At 35.7% G+C, this 13,533-nt stretch carries 14 protein-coding genes; 6 read left to right on the top strand and 8 right to left on the bottom strand.

Annotated features, from left to right (window positions below):
• Positions 1–9: 9 nt before the first annotated feature.
• Together BUE24_RS14115 and rlmB are read left to right on the top strand one after the other, a co-directional pair.
• Complete coding sequence (locus BUE24_RS14115) at positions 10–1,467, top strand: SusD/RagB family nutrient-binding outer membrane lipoprotein (RefSeq protein WP_170864606.1); 1,458 nt, start codon at positions 10–12, stop codon at positions 1,465–1,467.
• A 112-nt stretch (positions 1,468–1,579) separates the two neighbouring features.
• Entirely contained in the window at positions 1,580–2,314 is a 735-nt protein-coding gene (gene rlmB, locus BUE24_RS14110; RefSeq protein ID WP_073316825.1) for a 23S rRNA (guanosine(2251)-2'-O)-methyltransferase RlmB, read from the top strand.
• Here the strand turns inward: rlmB and BUE24_RS14105 are convergent.
• Positions 2,309–3,061, bottom strand: a complete 753-nt coding sequence (locus BUE24_RS14105) for a rhomboid family intramembrane serine protease (protein ID WP_073316823.1) — start codon at positions 3,059–3,061, stop codon at positions 2,309–2,311. The two genes, rlmB and BUE24_RS14105, sit on opposite strands and share 6 nt — an antisense overlap.
• A gap of 129 nt (positions 3,062–3,190) precedes the next feature.
• Between BUE24_RS14105 and BUE24_RS14100 the strand changes: the two genes are divergently transcribed.
• Positions 3,191–4,474 (top strand): replication-associated recombination protein A, encoded by a 1,284-nt coding sequence (locus tag BUE24_RS14100; protein WP_073316821.1) that lies wholly within the window; start codon positions 3,191–3,193, stop codon positions 4,472–4,474.
• Positions 4,475–4,479: 5 nt separating this feature from the next.
• Here the strand turns inward: BUE24_RS14100 and BUE24_RS14095 are convergent, their stop codons facing one another.
• Genes BUE24_RS14095 through radC form a run of 6 tightly spaced genes read right to left on the bottom strand, consistent with a single transcriptional unit; the run spans position 4,480 to position 10,052 of the window.
• Positions 4,480–5,301, bottom strand: coding sequence for a hypothetical protein (locus BUE24_RS14095; protein WP_073316819.1), 822 nt, complete (start codon positions 5,299–5,301; stop codon positions 4,480–4,482).
• A 6-nt stretch (positions 5,302–5,307) separates the two neighbouring features.
• Positions 5,308–6,714 carry a DUF5723 family protein gene (locus BUE24_RS14090; protein ID WP_073316817.1) on the bottom strand — a complete coding sequence of 469 codons (1,407 nt, stop codon included), beginning with the start codon at positions 6,712–6,714 and terminating at the stop codon, positions 5,308–5,310.
• Positions 6,711–7,286, bottom strand: coding sequence for a hypothetical protein (locus tag BUE24_RS14085; protein WP_073316815.1), 576 nt, complete (start codon positions 7,284–7,286; stop codon positions 6,711–6,713). The genes BUE24_RS14090 and BUE24_RS14085 overlap by 4 nt, the downstream gene beginning before the upstream one ends.
• A 45-nt stretch (positions 7,287–7,331) precedes the next feature.
• Positions 7,332–8,018 (bottom strand): YjjG family noncanonical pyrimidine nucleotidase, encoded by a 687-nt coding sequence (locus BUE24_RS14080; protein WP_073316814.1) that lies wholly within the window; start codon positions 8,016–8,018, stop codon positions 7,332–7,334.
• Positions 8,011–9,309 carry a polysaccharide deacetylase family protein gene (locus BUE24_RS14075; RefSeq protein WP_244548156.1) on the bottom strand — a complete coding sequence of 433 codons (1,299 nt, stop codon included), beginning with the start codon at positions 9,307–9,309 and terminating at the stop codon, positions 8,011–8,013. The genes BUE24_RS14080 and BUE24_RS14075 overlap by 8 nt, the downstream gene beginning before the upstream one ends.
• A 47-nt stretch (positions 9,310–9,356) precedes the next feature.
• Positions 9,357–10,052: a RadC family protein gene (gene radC / locus BUE24_RS14070; protein WP_073316810.1), complete on the bottom strand. Its 696-nt coding sequence runs from the start codon at positions 10,050–10,052 to the stop codon at positions 9,357–9,359.
• 227 nt (positions 10,053–10,279) lie between these two features.
• Between radC and BUE24_RS14065 the strand changes: the two genes are divergently transcribed.
• The 3 genes from BUE24_RS14065 to BUE24_RS14055 all read left to right on the top strand — a co-directional run bounded on the left by BUE24_RS14065 (position 10,280) and on the right by BUE24_RS14055 (position 11,887).
• Positions 10,280–10,723, top strand: coding sequence for a hypothetical protein (locus BUE24_RS14065; RefSeq protein WP_073316808.1), 444 nt, complete (start codon positions 10,280–10,282; stop codon positions 10,721–10,723).
• A gap of 108 nt (positions 10,724–10,831) precedes the next feature.
• A complete protein-coding gene (locus BUE24_RS14060; RefSeq protein WP_073316806.1) occupies positions 10,832–11,275 on the top strand; it encodes a DUF1569 domain-containing protein in 444 nt (147 codons plus the stop codon).
• Positions 11,276–11,278: 3 nt separating this feature from the next.
• Complete coding sequence (locus tag BUE24_RS14055; protein ID WP_073316803.1) at positions 11,279–11,887, top strand: FMN-binding negative transcriptional regulator; 609 nt, start codon at positions 11,279–11,281, stop codon at positions 11,885–11,887.
• A 3-nt stretch (positions 11,888–11,890) separates the two neighbouring features.
• On the opposite strand, the gene BUE24_RS14050 is transcribed toward BUE24_RS14055, so the two are convergent.
• A complete protein-coding gene (locus BUE24_RS14050; protein ID WP_073316801.1) occupies positions 11,891–13,243 on the bottom strand; it encodes a UDP-N-acetylmuramate--L-alanine ligase in 1,353 nt (450 codons plus the stop codon).
• Positions 13,244–13,533 lie beyond the last annotated feature (290 nt).

Below are 13,533 nucleotides of genomic sequence, written 5' to 3'. Positions count from 1 at the left end.
ATGAACAAAATGAAAAATATATTTAAAAATAAGATCAGTATCCTTCTTGTTTTGGTATCGGCAATCGTATTTACAGGTTGTGAGGATACTATTGAAGGTATTAACTCTGATCCCCTTGCTGCCTTAGAAATTGATCCGGCATTATTAATGCCTGAGATTTTACTTGGAGGTATTACAGCAAACAGAACAGTAGAACAATTTCAAATGAGTACCCACTCTCAGCACTGGTCATTCTCTGCTAACTTTGGAGTATTCCGTAATCCGGAAAGAGGTACTATTAGTCCAAATACAGTAAACAACATTTTCTTCGGTAACTATACAACTTCCTTGAGAAACTTAGCTCAAATGAGAATTCTTACAGAACGCAACAACCCTGCGGCAAGAAATATCATAGGACAAGCTAAAGTTCTTGAAGCGTTTACTTACTTAAACTTAACTCAGGTTTTTGGTGCTATTCCATTTAGTGAAGCAATTCAGGTAGAGGAATTCCCAAATCCTAATTTTGATAGCCAAGAAGATGTATTAAGAGGAGTTGCAGTATTGTTAGACGAAGCAATTGCTGAATTAGCAACTGATACTGATATTGTTGATGGTGCAGATTTAATCTACGGAGGAAATAGAGAAAACTGGATCCGTTTTGCTAACTCTTTAAAGTTAAAAGCTTTAATGTTAATCGCAAATGTTGATCCTACTTCTGTAGCCGCAGATATTCAAGCACTAGCTAGTCAGCCAATGATTACTGAAAATCAATACGAAGCTAAACTAGACTACCTTGATCAGGCTGGTAACCAAAACCCAATCTTTACATTGATTGTACAGTTTGCTGGTGGTAGCCAAGACTTCTACTCTGGTGGTTCTACTTTGGTAACTTTAATGAACAACAACAACGATCCAAGAAGAGCTGCATACTTTAATGAGCTTGACGGAGGAGGGTTTGCTGGACAGCCACAAGGTTCTTTAATCTTGGATACTGCTCAGTTCTCTCAGGTTTCTGACGACATTATCGTTGCTACATTACCAGATAGATATGCTACTGCTCCTGAAACTAACTTCTACTTAGCAGAAGCTGCTTTATTAGGATTAATTACAGGTGGACCAGCTGCTGCAGATACATTCTACCAAGCTGGTATCTCAACTTCTTTAGGTCGTTATGACGGTCTTCCAAACGAAGTTCCTGCTGGTGATAAAGCTACTTATTTAGCTTCTGCAAGAGGATCTATCGCTGGTGACAGCCAAGCTGATGCATTAAGAAAAATCCACGAAGAGCACTACGTAGCTGATTTCATGAGACACATGGAATCATGGACAACGATTAGAAGAAATCAGGTTCCTGATTACGAGCCTATTACTCAAACTGTACTTACTGATAATATTAATAGATATCAGATTCCATTGAGTGAGATTACTTCTAACCCTAATGCACCTGCGGTTGAAGCATTGATTACTCCAATGTTCTTCCAAAACTAAAATTAAAGTTGTTTTAAAAACACTTTTAATATAATAAAGCATCCCTCTGAAAATTTCAGAGGGATGTTTTTTTATACCTATATTTGCAGGCAGAAAACTAAACAATCATAGGGTGAAAGACGAAACGTTAGTATTTGGTATCAGAGCGGTTATGGAAGCCATCATTTCTGGAAAAACGATTGATAAACTATTTATCCAAAAAGGGTTGCATGGTGAATTATCAAAAGAGCTCTGGAAGCAAATTAAAGAAAATGGTATATCATTCTCATATGTTCCCATTGAAAAGCTAAACCGGCTAACCCGAAAAAATCATCAAGGAGTTGTAGCCTTCATCTCCCCTATTGAATTTCATAATCTGGAAAACCTAGTACTCGATGTGATCGAGTCTGGAGAAACTCCACTCTTCTTAATTCTTGATCAATTATCAGATGTTCGCAATTTTGGAGCTATTATAAGAACTGCAGAATGCACCGGTGTACATGGTATTATCATCCAGAAAAAAGGTGGAGCACCAGTAAGTGCAGATACTATAAAAACTTCAGCAGGTGCGATATTTAATATTCCCATCTGCAAAGTAGATCATATCAAAGACGCTATATTCTATTTGCAGGGTTCTGGAATAACTGTTATAGCAGCAACTGAAAAAGCAAAGGGAACCATCTACGATTTAAACTTAACCAATCCTACAGCTATTATTATGGGTAGCGAAGGCAAGGGAATATCTAATTCTGTTTTAAAATTAGTGGATGAACAAGCTAAATTACCAATGCACGGTGAGATTGCTTCGCTTAACGTATCCGTTGCCTGTGGTGTATTTCTCTACGAAACTATACGCCAACGACTATAGTTTGTCTTCTCCCCTATTATCTTCCTTGTATTCGTAATTGATCTTTATTTCTTGATCTACCACCCCCTCCTCTTGTTCTGGAAGGGTTTCTATAAAATTCCCATCCTCATCAAAATGCTTCAGAAATTCATCTTCCTCTGGGTTATAATTGGGAGATTCCCAGGAATATACTTTGGGTTTTGCAATTCCTTTTCGAATTAAAAATGCCAATAAGGCACCCGAAAAAAGACCTGAAAAATGACCTTCCCAAGAAATTTTAGGGTCCACAGGAAAAACGTACCAGACCATACTACCATAAATAAATACTACAACAAATGACAAAGCCATTAATCTAAAATTTCTAGCAATGATTCCTTTGAAAAACAGAAAACCAAATAAAAGATATACTATTCCACTTGCTCCAATATGATTGGCAGGTCTACCCAGTATCCATGTCAAAATACCAGTAAGCAAAGTACCAATTAACAATATTCTCCAGGCATTGTTATTATAAAAATAAAATAAAGCACTAGACAATATCAAAAGAGGAAGCGTATTATGCCACAAATGTGTAATATCTCCATGTATAAAAGGGGAAAATAACACCCCTCTGAGTCCCATGAACGTTCTAGGATACACCCCAAACTGTTTAATATCTAACCCTAGTCGTACTTCTGCCCAAAATACAATCCAGATCAGTAAAACAAACAATATAGGATATCCAATAACTCCGGTATTAAACTCAAATAACTCCTGATCTCTTTTCATACCCTGTAAAGTATCAAAAAAAAGTCCAAAACACCAAATACAGCTAAAATGGCAGTTTTAATTCCCAGGTAAACGATCTATCCTATATTTCTTGTTAAGGATTGTAACTAGCTTTGTACCTTTGTACGTATGGATACAAATCAACCTTTGGCAGAACGGATACGTCCTCAATCGCTTGAAGAATATTTGAGTCAGGAGCACTTGGTAGGGAACGATGGCGCTCTAAGACAGCAAATAAAAAGAGGAGTTATCCCTTCGTTAATCTTATGGGGACCACCAGGTGTAGGAAAAACCACATTAGCAAATATCATTGCCAAAGAGTCTGAACGTCCTTTTTATACGCTTAGCGCCATCAACAGTGGTGTTAAAGAAGTACGTGAAGTTATCGACAAAGCAAAACAAAGTGGAGGGCTTTTTACTTCAAAAAATCCTATTCTATTCATCGATGAAATTCATAGATTTAGTAAATCACAACAAGATTCCCTGTTAGGCGCCGTAGAAAAGGGGTGGATTACACTTATAGGAGCTACCACCGAAAATCCCAGTTTTGAGGTGATCCCTGCATTACTCTCCCGCTGTCAGGTATATACACTTAATCCATTTGGCAAAAAGGAGCTAGAAGCCTTGCTTAATAGAGCGATGCAAGAAGATAGCCTCTTAAAATCCAAAAATATTGTCCTGGAACAAACCGAATCTTTATTACGACTGAGTGGTGGAGATGCCAGAAAGCTATTGAATATTTTTGAGCTAATAGTTTCTAGCCAAGACACCAATCCAATTGTAATCACAAATGATCTCGTTCTAAAACTTGTCCAGCAAAATACTGTACGATATGACAAGACTGGCGAACAACACTACGATATCATCTCAGCTTTTATTAAATCGGTTAGAGGTAGTGATCCTAACGCAGCTGTCTATTGGTTAGCGAGAATGATAGAAGGCGGAGAAGATCTAAAGTTCATTGCAAGAAGGTTAATAATACTAGCTTCAGAAGATATAGGAAACGCTAATCCTACAGCATTAATACTAGCAAATAACACCTTTCAGGCTGTAAACACTATAGGTTATCCTGAAGCTAGGATCATCCTAAGTCAATGTACAGTTTATTTAGCTAGTTCTGCCAAAAGTAATGCTTCTTACATGGCAATAAAAAACGCACAACAATTGGTAAAACAAACCGGGGACTTATCCATCCCTCTACACATTAGAAATGCTCCCACCAAGCTCATGAAAGAACTAGGATATGGTGAAGATTATAAATATTCTCATGATTATCAAAACAATTTTGTAAATCAAGAGTTTTTACCAGACGAAATCGCAAATACCAAACTGTATGATCCTGGTGATAATCAAAGAGAAAATGCGTTTCGAAATTTCCTTAAATCAAGATGGAAAGATAAATATGATTATTAATCAGCTTATTGACGAGCTAAAATATCTTTAATAACTTTATCAGTTACTGGGTTCACTCGTTCCAGGACAAAGTTCCCGAAACCGTCAAAATAACCAGAACCACTAAGGTCTCCCGCATTAATCAGGTAACTATTGTTTCGTTCCAACTGATATATTTTACCTTTAGTACCAGATTGATCCTGATATAATTCAAATCCAAAACTAGTTTTCTTTAACGTATATGTATTTCCGTTTAAAAGATATTTACTACTTTCTTTTGCTGTAGGATTTGGTTGTGGTTGTAATTCCTTTTCCTGACTCTTCGGGGTACTTACCGCAGATTCCTTTTCAACAGTCGTCGGTTTTGGTGCCTGTATTGCTGCCTGTTGCCCTGATTGTGCTCCACTTTCTGCATTACCATTATAACTGTAATTTAGCTCCTCTACACTCTTAAAAGCATCTCTTAAAGCCGCATGATATGCTGTTTTGAAATCTTTTTCTTTGCTTGTACCTTCTGCCGAAGCAAAGACTTCTCTACCATTACAATCCTTTAGCGTGACCACTAGCTTAGTTATAAAAAGTCCAGAATTTTTGGTCACATCCGCCTGCAATCCCTTGCAGCCATTAGTGATAAGATCTGCAGGAAGCTCCTGACCTTGCAATATTGCATGAAAGCCATATTTCTTAAACAAAAACTGAGTCAATGAGTTTAACTGATAGGAATCGTCTTTCTTTAAAAAATTATATCGAGTAGGTACTATTACATATTTATAGTCATTTACACTCTTTTGCGCATTTCCACTAAAAACCATAAAAAAGGCAAGCACTAACAAAAAAACTCTTAACATATCTTTTTACATTATAATATTAAACCCCAATTGAACCGAGGCACCCCTCGCTTTTGCCAGATTGGTGTACTCGAATACATTATTTGCTGAAAGATAAAAATTAAATTTATTAATATGCGTCGAAACCAAAAAACCTAGGTTATATGGTGAAAAATCATCTACAGTATAAGTTACTTTGGTTCTTAAAAAATGAAATAGTCTTTTATAGTAAAACAAAGATGCCGCGTATTGAGGCCTATTTGGCCTGAACTGAGTAAATACCTGAAAACCTACAGCATCTAGGTAAGGAGGATCTTCTCCCTCTATACAATAATAACATCTTCCGTCATCATATTGATTAAATGAATATCGAATAGAGCCATTTAATTTCATCGGTCGCATATTGACGTAAGTATTACTTAAGGTATCCAAGGGAATAGCCTCTTCTAATTCATCAATAAAATTCTGAGACTCTTCTCCTGAAAATTGAATTGGTGTCTCAAATCCTTCAAATATATAATTCCCTCTTGCCCGGTAGGTCTCCACATCGTTAGTATAAAAGACTACACCAAGATCATTTACACTTCCCGTAACACTTAGTTGATCATTAATATTGTGTGTAAATCCAACATCAACTCCAACTCCAAGATTACCTCCTAAAAGTGCTCTTCCAATTAATTTATTAACTGCATTTTTTACTTGATCAGAACCCGTTTCTTCCTCGAGATCTCGTAGAGAAGCATATCCAGATGTTCTCAACTCTACATCAGCATTACTAACAATATGCTGATATATATTTCTTCCTTGCGGCGTTTCTACTGTTGTAAAAGTCCCTGTATTTCTCGCGGATCGCGCATGAATTATACTCGAATACAATTTAGCTCTTGCTCCAAAAGTAAATTTCTTATTCACTCTTTTATTATACCCAAAATGATATACCATAAGCAACTCACCAGAAGCATTTATCGTAGAAAATCGGAAAGGAACGTTAATAAAATCCCTATTTCCCTGATAAGCCAGTACAGCAAAATCTTTAGGAAAAAAACCAATTACATCTAATTCTTGATAAATCCCAGCAGAAAAATAAACATCCTCATTTCGTTTGCTCTCCCACCCAAAATTGGCAATTTCTAACTGCTGTGTAAGCGTTACATAATCATTGCTCGTAAGGGTATTAAGAGTGGTTTCGATTTTCTCATTGATATCTCTGCCATCATCACCAAAAACATCAAATAAAGAAGCTCCTCTAAATCCCGCATTCAAGTGGATTTGAGATAAAAACGGAATACCTATATGCTTTTTAAACCCAACCTTGGCTCCTGGATTAAGCATTAAAGATTGAGGCAAATCATTAAAATCATATAAAGTCTCCTTATTTTGAGAATATATATGAGAGCCCCAAAAGATAAAACATAACACTAAAACTGCTCTCATAACTCGTAATTGATAAAATAAGTACCTTTAGATCTTAACTCTAACACCCCTTCCAACCCACTGTTTACATTCTGTACACGTATCGAAGATATCAATCTTCTTGCGCCTCCCAGAACGTCTATGGTAGCACTATCCAAAACAATAACTTCTGTGGTTATCACGGGCTCTGTACCCGGTCCGTTACCAGCAGCTGCGGTAAAACTAAACGCAGGACCGACAATTTGGTCGGCATCATTCAAGAAACCAAAATCAAACTCAAAAGCTCTTTGGATGGTATTTCTAAATTCGAAAGTTAATTCTATTTGCTCCAGATTATCGACAATGAAATCTGTTGCTAAAAGATCATAATCCAAAGTATCTCTAACAACTACTTCTGGAATTACTATGGATGGATCAATACCGGGATCCACAAATTCATCGGTTTCAAATCGGGAGAATATAAAGTCTACCTCAAATATTGGGGTTAATACTACATCTTCTACCTGATCAAAATCCAAATCCTTAACACAAGAAATCGACATTAATGCTATGCAAAATAGGCATAGCAATCTCACTATTTTTTTTGTTTTCATCGTAGGGGCAATGTTTATAATTAACTAAAATACAAATATTTATTTCTAAAGATGATTTTTGATACTTTTTAATTCTGTTACCTGAATGTTGGCTGATGGTAAAGTTTCATTGTGATAATTAAAACAAATCGTCTTAAAACCCAAGGCCTCGGCGCCCAGAATATCAGCTTCATAGTTATCCCCAATCATTACGCTATGAGTTGTTTTTGCCCCCGATTTTTTTAATGCATGCTCAAAAATAACGGGATTCGGCTTCTTGACTCCAACTTCTTCACTATTCGTTACTGTTTTAAAATAGTCATGTATGCCCGCTTTTACCAATTTTGTTTGTTGCACTTCTTTAAAACCGTTGGTAATGATATGCATTTCGTACTTGGGATGTAGATACTCTAATAACTCCTTGGCACCATCAATCAAGTAATTATTAAGTGGCAAAAAGTCGATATAATCATCAGACATTTGATCAATCACCTTCATATCAAACTGCATATCAAAACCGGAAAAGGTTTCTGTGAGTCTTGCTCTTCGCAATTCTTTTTTACCTACTTTTTCTTCTCGATATAGCTTCCAGTACTTCATGTTTATTGGACGATATACCCTCAAAAATTGATCCAATTCTAAATCAATCTGAAACTTTTTAAATATCTCCCCAAAAGCCAAAGATGAATTTTTATCAAAATCCCAAAGAGTATGATCCAAATCAAAAAAAATGTGTTGTATTGAATTATTCATTTTCTATATTCCAAATAAATTCAAAAATAGATTTCCAAAATGATTGATGTTCATGATTCTCACTAAGTACTGTATTAGAGAATACTGTAATAAAAACACCTTTAACCTCTTTTACCCTACCCATTAAGTCCATCATTTCTTTTCTTATTTCATCTTCAGGAGTCAAATCTACATCTTGTCCTACATTCGAAAAGCAAAATGAGTGAATTACCAAAGGAGTCTGTACCTCATAATCCAAATCGTAAAACATAAACGGAGTACAAGTACCTGCCCTAAACCCAGAATACTTTGCATATCCCATAGAAAAATCCTCTTTTACCTCAAGCTCAATAAAATTACGGTAAGCTTCAGGTAATTTTAATTTAAAAAAAGAACAGATGGTATATTTTAACCTTCGATTTAGAATTCCTTCTATTCTTATTTTTTCCTTTTTAAGGATTTGAAGACTCTCTATCCCTTCATAAGAAGGTTTAAGTCCTACTTCTACGTAGTCGGCTATATGTTTTATAACCGTGCGATGCTTAGGTTTATTGTAACCAATGTTTTTTTCGTAGTTAGAAAAGTCTCCTATTCCAAACAAAACTTTAGCTTTATTGGGTTTGCTTTTTTGCAAATCAATAATAAAATCAAAAATATCGTAAGGATCCCTCATGAACCCTAAAAGTACACGTATGCGATCCCCAAATTCATCTAATTTAAGTCTCCAAAGATCGCGAATACCCCCACCAATCGATCGCAAAACTCCTTTGTTTTTGTAAGCAAAGGTTTGACTTACTGCCACAATCGGCATGATCGAAAAAGTTTTTTGTTTAAAGATAAGATCAGGGTATTTCTCTAACAGAATCTTCTTAAATCGATGTGCCCAAATGTCGACAACTGGATCTTTTAAAAAATCATTTTGAAAAGCTATACTTTCGGTAGCAGGAAAACGTCCCATTTGATCTTTTACATGCGGCATATATTCTTCGTACCGGGAGAGTAGATAAAAAGTAGCTGCAAAAATATCATAAGGTAACACCGAATCTTCATGTTTTACCTCGAAAAAACATTTTACACCTTCCCAATCCGAAACCTGAACCTCTACATCATTCAAGCCCTGTTCAAAAAGTAAATCAACACTCTGAAAGTACAATTCTTTACCCAAAGGTTGTTTCCCATAGGAAAATTTAGGACCATCGTGTGCAATAAATAGTTCAATCTTGGAAGTTAAATCAATGTCAAGCCCCAAAATTCTCTTACAAATTTGCTTAAAAGTGTAAGAAACTCTGGAAGTGACTTTTTGGGTATGCATTAATAACATAATCTGAACTACGAGTAAATTGAATCCTGCACCGAATCCTACAACATTGCATCATCGGCAAAGCTAAAATAGCTTTTTTCGCCTATAATCAAGTGATCAATAACCTTAATATCCAAACTTACCCCCGCTTGCTTTAGCTTTTGGGTTAAATTAATATCCGCAGTACTAGGCTTTAACCCTCCGCTCGGATGGTTATGACCAATAATGATGTTTGTTGCTCCATACTCTAAGGCATTTCTAAAAACTACCCTAGGATCTACTACAGTAACTGTCTTCCCTCCAACACTAATTTGTTTTTGTTGAATCACCTTATTTCCATGATCTAGGTAAAGCACCCAAAACTCTTCATGCTCAAGATCTCCCATAACTCTATCGAACAAAACATACGCATCCCGACTACTAGTAATTACAGGTAGGACTTCAATACCATCTCCCCTTCTTCGCCCCAACTCTAATCCTGCGATAATCGAAATTGCTTTAGCCTCACCAATACCTTTAAACTGCATGAGATCCTTTAACGATAATTTGCCTAATCTATTTATTTTATGTTCAACGCTTGCCAAAATTCTTTTACTTAAAGCCAATGCGCTTTCGTCCCTATTTCCAGACCCAATAAGTATGGCTACCAACTCGGCATCCGTAAGCGCATTCTTACCTTTGACGATTAATTTCTCTCTTGGACGATCATTTCCACTCCATTTCTTAATAGAAAAAGAAGAATTTTTATCGATCATATGTTAATTTTTATCGTTAAACAAAAAAATATCCTACTATATATTTACAAACTATTTCCCTCAAAAACAATACATTATTCCCCTAAATATCCACAAAAAAACACAATTCTATTTAACAATCCTTTAATATTATATAGCATATATTTGTTTGAAAATGAAAGTTTTACTATATTTGGGCACCCTTAATCCAAAAATGAATAATTTAAAACCTTCAAATTAACCTATTTATGAAGAATATTTTTACTATCGTTTTATTCCTTACTGCACTTAATTTTTACGGTCAAGACAATAAAGTTTCCTTTCTAAACTTAGTAGGAAATAACATACAAGTCCCAAGAGGATGTGAAGCTGTTTCAGAATATGAATTACAGGCATGTAATGGTACCTCTATTAAGTGGGATTATTATACAGATGATATGTTATCTGCTGTATTCGACGCAACTATTAGTGCTTTCGCTGAAGGTAGCGCTGCAAAGACTGAAGTAAAGTTTACTTCTTTTGGTTCTGAATTAAAAGGTTTCAAATTTAAAACAGGAAACACATATCAGTTCTTTTTAAGAGGAACTATTAAGGATCAACCATTAATGATCAACTTGGGAACTCCTAATGATATAGCTAGCGAAGATGATCTAGATGGTTTCTTAAGTTTATTCTTTGATAAAGTAGGTTAAAATCAAACATATATATTTAGAAAGGCGAGTTAATAAAACTCGCCTTTTTTATTTTTATATAAATAATGTTTTATTTTTGGTATGCATCTATCCAAAAATACCCTCATTATGAAATCGCTTTTTGAAGAATCAACCTTACAGGAAATAGAAAATCGCATAGATCAAATTTCTGACACCACTTCTCCTGCCTGGGGAAAAATGAACGCTTCACAAATGTTTCATCATTGTCAATTTCCTTTGAAAATTGCTTTGCAAAAAGAGCATCCCGAACTCAAGCCTAATTTTCTAGCCAAACTATTCTTCAAAAAATCCATGTATAATGACAAACCTTGGAAAAAAAATCTACCCACCCATTCCAAATTAAAGGTCGAAGATCAAAAAGAGTTTGAGTCTGAAAAACAACAATTACTGGAACTCACAAAAGAGTTTTCGAACCAAAGAGACAAACAGCAATGGGATCCACACCCGATGTTTGGTAAATTCACCCGAGATCAATGGGGAAAAATGCAATACAAACATTTGGATCATCACCTTAAACAATTTAACGCATAATTCGTGTATCCACCAAAACACCACCAAGATTACAATACAGAAACGATCAAAAGTGTAGCCAAAGCTTATCCTTTTGCTACTTTAGTTTCTTCAGACGGATCAGTTCCTTTCATAACACATGCACCTTTGATATTTCACAATGATAAACTTGTAGGACATATCGATCGCAACAACCCACATGTTAATTTATTGAAAGAAAATCATTTTGTTACCGCTATTTTTCAGGGACCAAACACCTACATCTCACCTTCAATTTATACAACAAAGCAGCTTCCTACCTGGAATTACATTATCGCACATGCCCACGGCAAAGCTAAAACTCTTGTAAATCCTGATGAGATCAAACAATCCATTGTACGAATGACTGAGTTTCTAGAGGGGTCCAATCAAAAGTTCATTCTGGATATCGATGACCCAAGAATGGATCGATTAGTGCCCTACATACATTGTTTCGAAATAACGATTGACTCTTGGGAAGGGAAGTTCAAAATCAGTCAGGATAAAACGTCTAATGATATAGAGAACGCCAAAAAAGAATTAATACAAAACAATCAAAAACAGGTTGCCGATTTTGTAAACCAAATGTATGAGCTACACTTTTCGTCTCATTAGATATTAAAACCAGCTCTTTACCTCATCAAAATCTAACCCTCCGTAGTTACCGCTACTCATCAAAAGTAGTACGGTATCCGTAAAATCCTGCTGTCTTAAAAAAGTTTGGAATTCGTCAGGATTGGTATAAATGATCAAATCATCGCGTTTGAAAGCGCTTTCAATCTGATCTGCAGAAACCTCTTCTAGTTGCTTAATTTTTACAGCATGGGGAGAATAAAATACCACCGCTTTGTCTGCAGAATTAAGAGCCCCTTCGTATTCTTTCAAAAACTCCGCATTGAGACTACTATAAGTATGTAATTCCAAACAAGCGATAACCGTCTTGTTTGCATATTGCTCTTTGACAGCTTTTGTGGTGGCACTCACTTTAGACGGGCTATGTGCAAAATCTTTATATGCCACCGAGGTGGAATTTTCGGCTATTTTCTCCAATCGTTTTGATGCCCCTTTGAACGAAGCAATAGCTTCATAAAAATCATCTTCATCGACTCCCATATGTTGACATACCCATTTCGCTCCAGCCAGATTACTTAGATTATGTGCTCCAAATACCTCAATCGGCATCTCTCCTTCTGGAGTATCAAGAAGGGTACTTCCATCTTCGATGTTATAGACTGGTGTAGTATAAGGAAACTTTCGGATCGGAATTTCGATTGCTTCTGCCAACTGTTTCACCTCAGCATCTTCTTCATTATACACTAGAGCACCCCCATTAACAATAGAGTTCATAAAAATCCTGAACTGGTCTACATAGTTTTCGTAAGTAGGAAATACATTGATATGATCCCAGGCAATACCGCTTACCAATGCAATATTGGGTTGATACAGATGAAATTTTGGTCTGCGATCGATAGGAGACGACAGATACTCATCTCCTTCAAGGATCATAAAATCGTTCTCTTCGGTAAGACGTACCATGGTATCAAAACCTTCTAATTGCGCCCCTACCATATAGTCTACATCTTTATCATGATAGTGCAATACGTGCAGAATCATCGATGTAATGGTGGTTTTACCATGAGATCCTCCAATAACTACACGCGTTTTATTTTTGGATTGCTCATAAAGAAATTCGGGATAAGAATATATAGTAACTCCTAATTCTTGAGCTTTTAGCAATTCTGGGTTATCTTTTTTTGCATGCATCCCCAAAATAATAGCATCAAGATCAGAAGTTATTTTTTCTGGAAACCAACCAAAAGCATCTGGTAATAAATCATATCGATCTAATCTCGATTTTGAGGGTTCAAAAATGGTATCATCGCTTCCTGTAACCTGATATCCTTTTTGACGTAAGGCAATGGCAAGATTGTGCATGGCACTTCCCCCTATTGCTATAAAATGTACACGCATAGCTATTCTTTAATTCTAACGGTAAATATACAAACCAATATGGCATAAGGAAAAGATCCTATTCAAAAATACAGACACACTCAATCAAACCGTAGTTTTACTCATTCACGGTTTTTTACGTTAGTAATTCTACTTTTTTTAGCATCATCGTATACTTAAAATGTATTTTAAACGATAAAATTATTGTAAAGACTCATTTCAAATATGTAGCTTTATATTGTTTTTAATAAGCATAAAACACTTACTTCAAAAAATGGTATACCTATTGTTTGAGTTTATTTGACAACCTA

Source organism: Aquimarina spongiae (assembly GCF_900141785.1).
Classification (GTDB): domain Bacteria; phylum Bacteroidota; class Bacteroidia; order Flavobacteriales; family Flavobacteriaceae; genus Aquimarina; species Aquimarina spongiae.
Note: the sequence above shows the minus strand (reverse complement) of the source record. Positions and strands in the feature narration are given on the sequence as shown.

Coding starts and splice junctions, on each gene's coding strand:
- BUE24_RS14115 (WP_170864606.1), top strand. CDS start 10: ATGAAAAATATATTTAAAAATAAGATCAGTATCCTTCTTGTTTTGGTA.
- BUE24_RS14105 (WP_073316823.1), bottom strand. CDS start 3,061: ATGAAAAGAGATCAGGAGTTATTTGAGTTTAATACCGGAGTTATTGGA.
- BUE24_RS14100 (WP_073316821.1), top strand. CDS start 3,191: ATGGATACAAATCAACCTTTGGCAGAACGGATACGTCCTCAATCGCTT.
- BUE24_RS14095 (WP_073316819.1), bottom strand. CDS start 5,301: ATGTTAAGAGTTTTTTTGTTAGTGCTTGCCTTTTTTATGGTTTTTAGT.
- BUE24_RS14090 (WP_073316817.1), bottom strand. CDS start 6,714: ATGAGAGCAGTTTTAGTGTTATGTTTTATCTTTTGGGGCTCTCATATA.
- BUE24_RS14085 (WP_073316815.1), bottom strand. CDS start 7,286: ATGAAAACAAAAAAAATAGTGAGATTGCTATGCCTATTTTGCATAGCA.
- BUE24_RS14080 (WP_073316814.1), bottom strand. CDS start 8,018: ATGAATAATTCAATACAACACATTTTTTTTGATTTGGATCATACTCTT.
- BUE24_RS14075 (WP_244548156.1), bottom strand. CDS start 9,309: ATGCATACCCAAAAAGTCACTTCCAGAGTTTCTTACACTTTTAAGCAA.
- radC (WP_073316810.1), bottom strand. CDS start 10,052: ATGATCGATAAAAATTCTTCTTTTTCTATTAAGAAATGGAGTGGAAAT.
- BUE24_RS14065 (WP_073316808.1), top strand. CDS start 10,280: ATGAAGAATATTTTTACTATCGTTTTATTCCTTACTGCACTTAATTTT.
- BUE24_RS14060 (WP_073316806.1), top strand. CDS start 10,832: ATGAAATCGCTTTTTGAAGAATCAACCTTACAGGAAATAGAAAATCGC.
- BUE24_RS14050 (WP_073316801.1), bottom strand. CDS start 13,243: ATGCGTGTACATTTTATAGCAATAGGGGGAAGTGCCATGCACAATCTT.